8 protein-coding genes are annotated in these 7,912 nt (G+C 51.1%); 3 read left to right on the forward strand and 5 right to left on the reverse strand.

Annotated features, from left to right (window positions below):
* The 5 genes from G533_RS22905 to G533_RS0118780 form a co-directional block, all read right to left on the reverse strand.
* A partial coding sequence (locus tag G533_RS22905; RefSeq protein ID WP_035529155.1) for a phage integrase N-terminal domain-containing protein occupies positions 1-174 on the reverse strand: 174 nt, incomplete at its 3' end.
* Between the two features lie 1,050 nt (positions 175-1,224).
* Positions 1,225-1,626, reverse strand: a complete 402-nt coding sequence (locus G533_RS25415; protein WP_076001765.1) for a PaaI family thioesterase — start codon at positions 1,624-1,626, stop codon at positions 1,225-1,227.
* Positions 1,627-1,631: 5 nt separating this feature from the next.
* Positions 1,632-2,099, reverse strand: a complete 468-nt coding sequence (locus G533_RS0118770) for a PaaI family thioesterase (RefSeq protein WP_027951252.1) — start codon at positions 2,097-2,099, stop codon at positions 1,632-1,634.
* A gap of 5 nt (positions 2,100-2,104) precedes the next feature.
* Positions 2,105-5,182, reverse strand: coding sequence for an efflux RND transporter permease subunit (locus G533_RS22915; protein WP_051230677.1), 3,078 nt, complete (start codon positions 5,180-5,182; stop codon positions 2,105-2,107).
* Positions 5,169-6,290, reverse strand: coding sequence for an efflux RND transporter periplasmic adaptor subunit (locus G533_RS0118780; protein ID WP_158413443.1), 1,122 nt, complete (start codon positions 6,288-6,290; stop codon positions 5,169-5,171). The genes G533_RS22915 and G533_RS0118780 overlap by 14 nt, the downstream gene beginning before the upstream one ends.
* A gap of 100 nt (positions 6,291-6,390) precedes the next feature.
* Here G533_RS0118780 and G533_RS22920 point away from each other — a divergent pair, with 100 nt between their 5' ends.
* The 3 genes from G533_RS22920 to G533_RS24280 form a co-directional block, all read left to right on the forward strand.
* Positions 6,391-6,852: a MarR family winged helix-turn-helix transcriptional regulator gene (locus G533_RS22920; RefSeq protein WP_051230679.1), complete on the forward strand. Its 462-nt coding sequence runs from the start codon at positions 6,391-6,393 to the stop codon at positions 6,850-6,852.
* A 69-nt stretch (positions 6,853-6,921) separates the two neighbouring features.
* A complete protein-coding gene (locus G533_RS0118790) occupies positions 6,922-7,653 on the forward strand; it encodes a cytochrome P450 family protein (RefSeq protein ID WP_027951254.1) in 732 nt (243 codons plus the stop codon).
* A 24-nt stretch (positions 7,654-7,677) separates the two neighbouring features.
* The coding region (locus tag G533_RS24280) for a helix-turn-helix domain-containing protein (protein ID WP_144079889.1) at positions 7,678-7,912 on the forward strand (235 nt) is incomplete at its 3' end.

Below are 7,912 nucleotides of genomic sequence, written 5' to 3' on the forward strand. Positions count from 1 at the left end.
CAGGGCCTGGACATGCTTTTGTTTGAGGGAGGAGGCCTTCAATTGCCGGAAGCCCAGCTCGTGCAACTGGTTGGCGATTGCGCTCAACTGGCGCTCACGGCCTACGCGGGTTTCGAAGCTGCCTTCATGGCTGTGTTTGCACAAGAGTTTCAGTTGGTAGTTCAGGTCTCGCATAGTGTTGTTTCCATCGGTGAGTGTTTCTGATCACCTGGCAACAATGCTGCGCAGGTCCGACGAGCGGTACGATCACGGGACACCAATCCCGGTTGACCTGAATGTGTCTGGCCATAGACAGCACGGTGTGTTTTCGCAAGAAAACTGGCCCGTGCAAACCAACGGTCATCCAGCCAAAGGCTGGTGGTGGATTTCTCCTTTTTAAGTTGAGCAGAGCGCACTGACCGCCAGTGCGTTTGCGTGGTTGAAGAAACTGTCTTTCAGGCCGGCATATATGCCCGGCCATCCACAGCGCTTATGGAACCGATCCCCGTACCAGGCGGGAGGGATTTGAAGGTGCGGTACCCAGACGAAGCGGCACTGCGATAGTTCGAAGAGGGACCCGGTCATCGCTGACCGTTGCGTCAAGAAGGGTCCTGAGTGACGCGTTCAGCAGATTCCAAAACTACCTGAATCCACCTACCCCGTTCGCTTTCGCAAGGTGGGGTCTTCCTTGCCACTTTAAGCGCAGTGGCAGCGACAAAATTCAGTGTTGGGGCCGATTATAGGAACACAGAATACGCGTGTCACAGAGAACTTCACCTGAATCGGGAGTGGTTTCTGCCCGGCAGCTGAAAACTTGCTGCCATCAAACGCCCTGAAAGCTCTCTGCAATGCAATTTTGGCCATATTTGACTGTGCCTACACGACCCAATCCACCTTTGAGGGGGTGGTTCCACTGTAACCACCCCTGAAAAGACGTTAAGCCTCGGTGTTGCCAAGATTGCCGCAATGTGCGCGCTGCCCACGTCACTACTCGCTTCGCGCCTTAGTGACGTGGGGTTTTGATGCGGAAAACGATATGCTCCGCTGTGAAAAGCCTATCAACGCCGGACGAAAACTGCACATTTGTACCCGCAAAAATCCACCATTGCCTTGGGGGAAGAGTGTTCTTCCAGACTCTTACCGAGAATTCTCTCGGGCGAGCGGCTAATGAGCTCGCGCCGGAACGCAGGCGGTACGGGGTGGTTTTTCGTGAATTTAGCGTTAAATCGAACAGAAGGATGGTGACTAACTACGTCTTGCAAAAGTCAGTGTTGCCGCAGCAGTGGGCTCTTGCAGCGAGATTTGCCAGGCGATGACATCGATATTCAGAATCTGCCTCCCACTTCGAACAAGGTAAGCGCGTGTATGCACGGCTAGATCACCCTTGGTGGGACGTAGAAAATTGATGTTGGCTGATAGGAGTGGGCACACTTCGTCGGCTGATACCTTTAAAGTTTGCAACGCACCGGTAAGCTCGAGAACGCCTACAACTACTCCTCCGTGCCACGCTTGCAACAATGGGTTACCAGTAAAATGCTCTGCCCAAGGAGTCAGGCATTCGACATCTGGTTCGCATCTGACAAGCTCGGTCCCGTAATTTTTCGCATAGGGCGTCTCGTCGAGAAACTGGAGTAGATGTTTGTCCATCTTGATTAATCACCTCGTCGATAGAGCAAGCTTCGATCCAGGGCAGGACCTGGGCTGCCAATTTTGAAAATACCTTGCGCGTTACACAACATCTTTCTTCCGTCCAGGCTGCTGGCGAATGCACTGACATAGGCAAACCCGTTAATCTGCTGGTAGCACTCCGCCTGGATTCGAACATCAGTGCCTACGGGGGCGGAATGTATGTGGTCGATTCGCAGGTTGATGGTCGCAATGGCCTGTGGCACCGCGAGGCTTTGGAGGACTACGAAACCGCAGGCACTGTCCAGTGCGGCTGCCAGAGCGCCAGGGTGCAACGAACCATTTTCGTGCGCTGTTGCATGCTTTTCCTGGAAAGGCATTTCCAATACGACTCGGTTTTCCTCGGTAGAAACAAATTTCAGTGACATATCACTGTGAGCACCGATCCCGGCGCTGAACAACTCGTAAACTTTTTCCAGTTGGAGTGCATCCATCTTGTTCAGATTTCCGATTTTAATAGACGGGCAAGCTGACTTTCGGCGTCGGCGAGTAATGTGTAAACCACTGGAACAACAAATAAGGTAAGCACGGTTGAGGAAATTAGTCCGCCTATTACGAGTATACCCATTGAAGTGCGTAACTCAGCGCCATCAGACGTGGCCAGCGCTATAGGGATCATACCGAATATGGTAGAGAACGCAGTCATCAGTACTGGGCGTAAGCGTAAATGAGCCGCTTCGATCATAGCTTCCGCTGCGCTGTGGCCTTGCTCTATGGCCTGATTGGCATAGTCCACCAGAAGAATGCCGTTTTTCATAACCAGACCCATCAGCGCGACCAGACCGATTTGTGTCAAGACTGAAAGCTCGGAGTTAGTCCATGCGAGCAAGCTGAATGCGCCCACAAAAGACAGCGGAGCGGTAAGCATGATCACTACTGGTTGAGTATAGCTGTTGAATTGACTAGCCAGAATCATGTATAGACTGAGCATCGACATTGTTAGTGCAAAAAATATTGCCTCGACAATATCATTGATTTGCTCTGAAGTGCCTAGATATGAACTCTCGTATCCTGTAGCCATATCGAGATCACTAATAATCTCATCCATTTTTTTCATCAGCTCGCCTGTCGCGATCCCAGCGGGAGCGTTTGCAGAAATACCGATCTTTCGAGCCCGATTGTAGTGATCGATTTGTGCCGGGCCACTGGTTACGCTTACCTCTGCGACGTTACGGAAATCTATTAAGCTGTTGTCTGCCGCGCGTAATTGAATGAGGTCAAACTTTCCGATCTCGTCGCGGTACGTTTCTGCATATCTCAGGCGCACGTCATAGCGATTACCGAACTCTTCGTAACTTGTAACATCTACACCACCCATCGTGGCTCCAACAGTAGCGGCGATATCTCGAACCGAAATGCCCAAATCAGCGGCCCTGCGCCGGTTTATCGTAACCTGCAATTCAGGCTTGCCTGGCTCATAGCTGGACTTGATATCCCTGAAGAGGCCAGATTCTTCCATCTGGCTCGTGATAGTATCCGCGTATGTTCGAAGTTGTTCTAAATCATCGCCGCTTAAAGCCATCTCCATGTCGGCACCAAAGAATCCTCCTCCGGATATCCAGGGCACATCTGTCAAAGAGATGTGCTTGGCATCGGGTATGGCCAAAGCGAGCGCTGTGCGGACGTCATCCATCACTTCATACTGATGACTGCTCCTTTGTTGTTTCGGCGACAGACCAAAATAGAATGATAGTTCGTTTGCCTTGGCCTGAGCGCCGGAGCCAATAACAGTGAACACCAATTCAATATGTTCCAGGTCACTGACAGTTTTACTCACTTGAGTGGCAACACGCTTGGCCTGGGTAAGACCGGTTCCCAGAGGAAGCTCGACTTTGGCGAGAAACTCGCTTCTATCAGTTGCGGACGTAAATGAGAGGGGAACCTGACCCGCATTATAAACACCCATACCGACAGTGGCAGCGGCCAACAGCAGAACAAGCCAGCGAGCGCGAAGTGCGAAGCGAACGCCCTTAACGTAGGTTGTTTCCAGAAGTACATAGCCCTTATCCAGTAGCGCAAACATTCCTCTATGGCCGGAACTTTTTTTGAGCAGACGAGAGCTCAACATAGGCGTAAGGGTAACGGAAACAAACAGAGATAGTGCTACTGCCACAGCAATGGTGACACCGTATTGATAGAAAAACACACCAACCAGACCTGTGGTAAAGGAAATCGGCAAGAACACCGCCATCACACAAAGGGTGGATGCGATGACGGCAGTGGCAACTTTTCGCGTGCCCGTTGAAGCAGCTTCATTGAGGTCGAGCCCAGCTTCAACTTCGCGGTGTATAGATTCCAGCACAACTATGGCATCGTCTACGAGCAGGCCGACACACAGTGATATGGCAATCAGCGATACCATATTGATAGAAAAATCGAGTAGGTAGAAAGCGAAAAAAGTAGCGATGATTGCCGTTGGAATAGCGGTTGCAACAATTAGCGTGGCGCGTACGCTGAGTAAAAAGCAAAGTGTGACAATGACAACCAGGAGGATGCCTAGCAAAATATCGTTTGACACGTCTCGCACTGCGGACCCGATAAATCGCGAACTGTCCCTTACCGTGACAATGTTGATTTCAGCTGGTGTTTCTGTCTGAAGTTTGGTCAGCGCTGCCTTAACTGCTTTGGCAATACTGGTGGTATTGGTTCCAGATTGTTTGCGAATTTCGAGGCTTACTCCTGTTCTACCATCTAGCTCCGCGTAGCTGCGTTCATCCTCCAGACCATCCTCAACTTCGGCAACATCTATCAAGCGCACCATCGCCTTATCATCGCGAGAAATAATGATTTCACCCAACTCTTTTAAGCTGGTTACTTCGCCCATGGTTTTGATGGTCAGTTCCGTGGACCCGCTGTGGTAATCCAGGCGGCCGCCAGGGATGTCAGCATGCTCACGTTGGATAGCGCTGATTACATCGGCCGCAATTACGCCGTAACCCCGCATTTGTGGGGCTTTCAACCAGATGCGTACTTCCCGCTCGCGGCCCCCGACAAGAATCACGCTGCCAACGCCAGGTACTCTCTGCAAACGCTCTTTGACGACATCTTTGGCGAAGGCTGTGAGTTCACCCACTGGCCAGGGGCCGGATACAATCACCGAGACAATGGGTTCAGAATCCGGATCAAGTATGGAGACGACAGGCTGACTAACTGTGTCAGGCAGAAGCGGCAGAGTTTGACTGATTTTGTCCCGTATCTCCTGGGCCTTCAGGTTGGGATTTTCCTCCATATCGAATTCAAGGATTATCTGTGAAAAACCGTCACCGCTAATCGAGCGCATTGTATCGACGCCAGATATAGCGATTAGCTCTTCTTCAAGCCTCTCGGTAACTTCTGTCTCTACCGTGCTGGGAGAGGCTCCTTCGAGTATTGTTTCAACCGTTACAATGGGCACTTCAACGCTCGGGAACAGATCGATGCTTATTCGACCCATGGAGACCACGCCCAGCATCATGAGCGCAGCGGTCATCATGATCGCCAGCACTGGCCGGCGAATGCAGAGGTCAGCTATCCACATAGGGATGTTCTGAAATAGTGACCCGTGAACCATCAGAAACCTTGTGCATACTGGGGCCTACAACAAGGATCGCATTTGAGCTTACGCCCTGGAGTATCTCAAGCCGACCATCACTAAGCTCACGTACTTGCACTGTGCGTTGACTAACTACGCCATCTTCAACCACCAGGACAGAGCGGCTGCTTCCCAGTCCCATAGTAGCGTTGGGTGATAACATTAGCCCCTGTCTTGAAATGGGCATCAGCTCGACTTCAATGAAAAGCCCAGGTTTGATCGCATAATCCACATTTGGTATTCCCAGTCTTACATCGATAGTGCGAGTTTTGTGGTCTATTCGATCGTTGATCAGCGCCACTTCCGACTCATAGGTTTGATTCATACTCGGTATGTGAACCCTTCCGAGCGTACCCAACTGAATGGAAGTTAAATAAACTTCGGGCACGAACACCAGTGCCACCATGACATCAATCTCCTGGATTTGGAGGACTGGGTGCTCAGAGCGCATGATTGATGGGACGTATGCGCCTTCATCCACATGTCTCTGGGTGATAACGCCACGGTAGGGTGCTCGGGTTATTGAGTCGTCCAGTTCCTTCTGCGCCTCGGCAAGATTAGCGCTTGCAATACCGAGCTTCGCAGCCGATACCTCAACTTGTGTGCGCCTGTCATCGAGTTGCTCGACAGAGAATGCTTGCTTCTCTCTGAGTGCGATGGCGTTTTCAAGATCGCGTACCGAGTCTTTGTACTCTGCCTCTGCCAGGCGCTTAGCCTCAGAAAGACGCAGGACATTAATCTCGAAATCTTTCTGGCGCATACGCAGCAAGGGCTGCCCTTCTTCAACACGGCTTCCAACGTTGACATAGATTTCTTCGATGAGGCCACCAACCATCGGCGAAATATTGGTGGAGCGGCGTGCGAGAATGGTGCCGGTAACAAAAATAGGCTCAGATAATGCCGCTATTTCCGGACTCGTAATCGATACTACAACGGGTGACGAGGGCTGTGGAGTAATCCCAGTACTGGTTGTGCCATTTTGGGGTTCGCCATCGCAGCCCATGAGTATCGCTGCGGCCAAAATGGGTCCCACGGTCTGCATGATGTAACGCATACTATCGCTACCAACTAGTTCGAGAGGCATCATGAATTGACAAACCGCGATACCTACAACTAAAATATTAACTGTAGTTATATTAACTAGGATAACTAAATTGTCAACGCAAGATATAGCAAGCCAACAATCAAGGCGGCAAGACCAGCCTGTTAGTACGCTAATTCACGAAATTAGTTTGATGGTCGCCCGGCTCTTTAACAGGCAGGTAAAGGACTTGGGGTTAACTCGCACACAATGGCAGGTGCTCTACCTGCTCTACATGAACGGCGAGCAGACGCAAACTAGTATTGCCGATTCCCTGATGATGGCGAAACCACCACTGGGCAAAGTTGTGGACCGACTAGAGTCAGCGGGATGGATAGCGCGACATCAGGATACTAGTGATCGCCGTGCGAAGATGGTTCGCCTTACGGATAAAATCGACCCCATGCTGAAGTCGCTTGAAGATCTGGTAGGCGATATTGGCAGAGCGGCAACGCGCGGCATGTCTGCTAAAGAGGCCAAGGAATTTTACCGTTTACTCAAATTGGTACATGCGAATTTGCTGTCGGAAAACTGAGAGTATTGGAAGTTGGACAAGATGCCAGCCGATTTGGTGGGTGGTTGTCCCGAATAGGAGAAATATACCATGTCTAATGAATTTCCATTTCTCTCTGCAGAATACGCTGCGCGGCCACAACCCTTTTGGAAGAATCTTCGAGAGACCGATCCAGTTTACTATGCGCAGGAGTATGGGTTTTGGGTTATTTCAAAGCATGAGGATATCCTCGAGATGCTCAAGGACCCATACACATACTCGTCCGCAGCCGGACCCGGTGGGGGCCTCGTAGCAGGAGAAGACGGCGAACAGCGCGATGACAATGGCGGCATGGGTTTCCTACCCTTGATTCAGCATGATCCGCCAGAACACACCAGAATTCGTTCGCTGTTTGCAAAGGCTTTCACGCCAAAACGCATCGCCGAAATGGAACCAGCGGTGGTGGAAATAGCCACAAATCTAATGGACGAACTCCACCAGAAAATTCGCAATGGTGAAGCGCTGGATCTGGTAGATGATTTTGCCAGTCCGCTGCCGGTGTATGTAATTGCTCAGATGATGGGGATTCCGTTGGAGGAACGTCATCGCTTGCGCATGTGGTCTGATTCCCTGGCCATTGGTGCTGGAGAAGGGTATTCCATTCAGCAGCAGCTCGGCTCACGTAAAGAGATGACGGAAGGCTTGAGCGAAATCATCTCTGCGGCGCGTCATAATCCACAGGCAAATACCCTTATCAGCGCCATGCTTGATGCTTCCGAGGAAGGTGAGAATCTACGTACAGAAGAAATACTAGTGGGCCGCTTGATAAATAGAGTAATTTAACGGGAAAAGGTGTACTATGCCGGTATGCGTAGACCTCAAGAATTCTCCATCGATGCTTCCAGTGCGCGTACGTTGCGTGGCTGGTTACGCTCCACCACATTGCCCCAGGGTCAGATTACTCGGGCGAAGATTGTCCTGGCGTTACATGCAGGGAAAACACCCAGCGAGGTCGCAGATGAGCAGTTCGTATCCTGCAAGACAGTGCACAAATGGCGCAATCGGTTTGTGGAATCCGGAGTGGACGGTCTGCTCGACGAAC

It is taken from the genome of Haliea salexigens DSM 19537 (assembly GCF_000423125.1).
Taxonomy (GTDB): domain Bacteria; phylum Pseudomonadota; class Gammaproteobacteria; order Pseudomonadales; family Halieaceae; genus Haliea; species Haliea salexigens.

Excerpts from the sequence above, each read along its gene's own strand:
- G533_RS22915 (WP_051230677.1), bottom strand. The coding sequence starts at position 5,182 with ATGTGGATAGCTGACCTCTGCATTCGCCGGCCAGTGCTGGCGATCATG.
- G533_RS0118770 (WP_027951252.1), bottom strand. The coding sequence starts at position 2,099 with ATGGATGCACTCCAACTGGAAAAAGTTTACGAGTTGTTCAGCGCCGGG.
- G533_RS0118790 (WP_027951254.1), top strand. The coding sequence starts at position 6,922 with ATGTCTAATGAATTTCCATTTCTCTCTGCAGAATACGCTGCGCGGCCA.
- G533_RS25415 (WP_076001765.1), bottom strand. The coding sequence starts at position 1,626 with ATGGACAAACATCTACTCCAGTTTCTCGACGAGACGCCCTATGCGAAA.
- G533_RS0118780 (WP_158413443.1), bottom strand. The coding sequence starts at position 6,290 with ATGCGTTACATCATGCAGACCGTGGGACCCATTTTGGCCGCAGCGATA.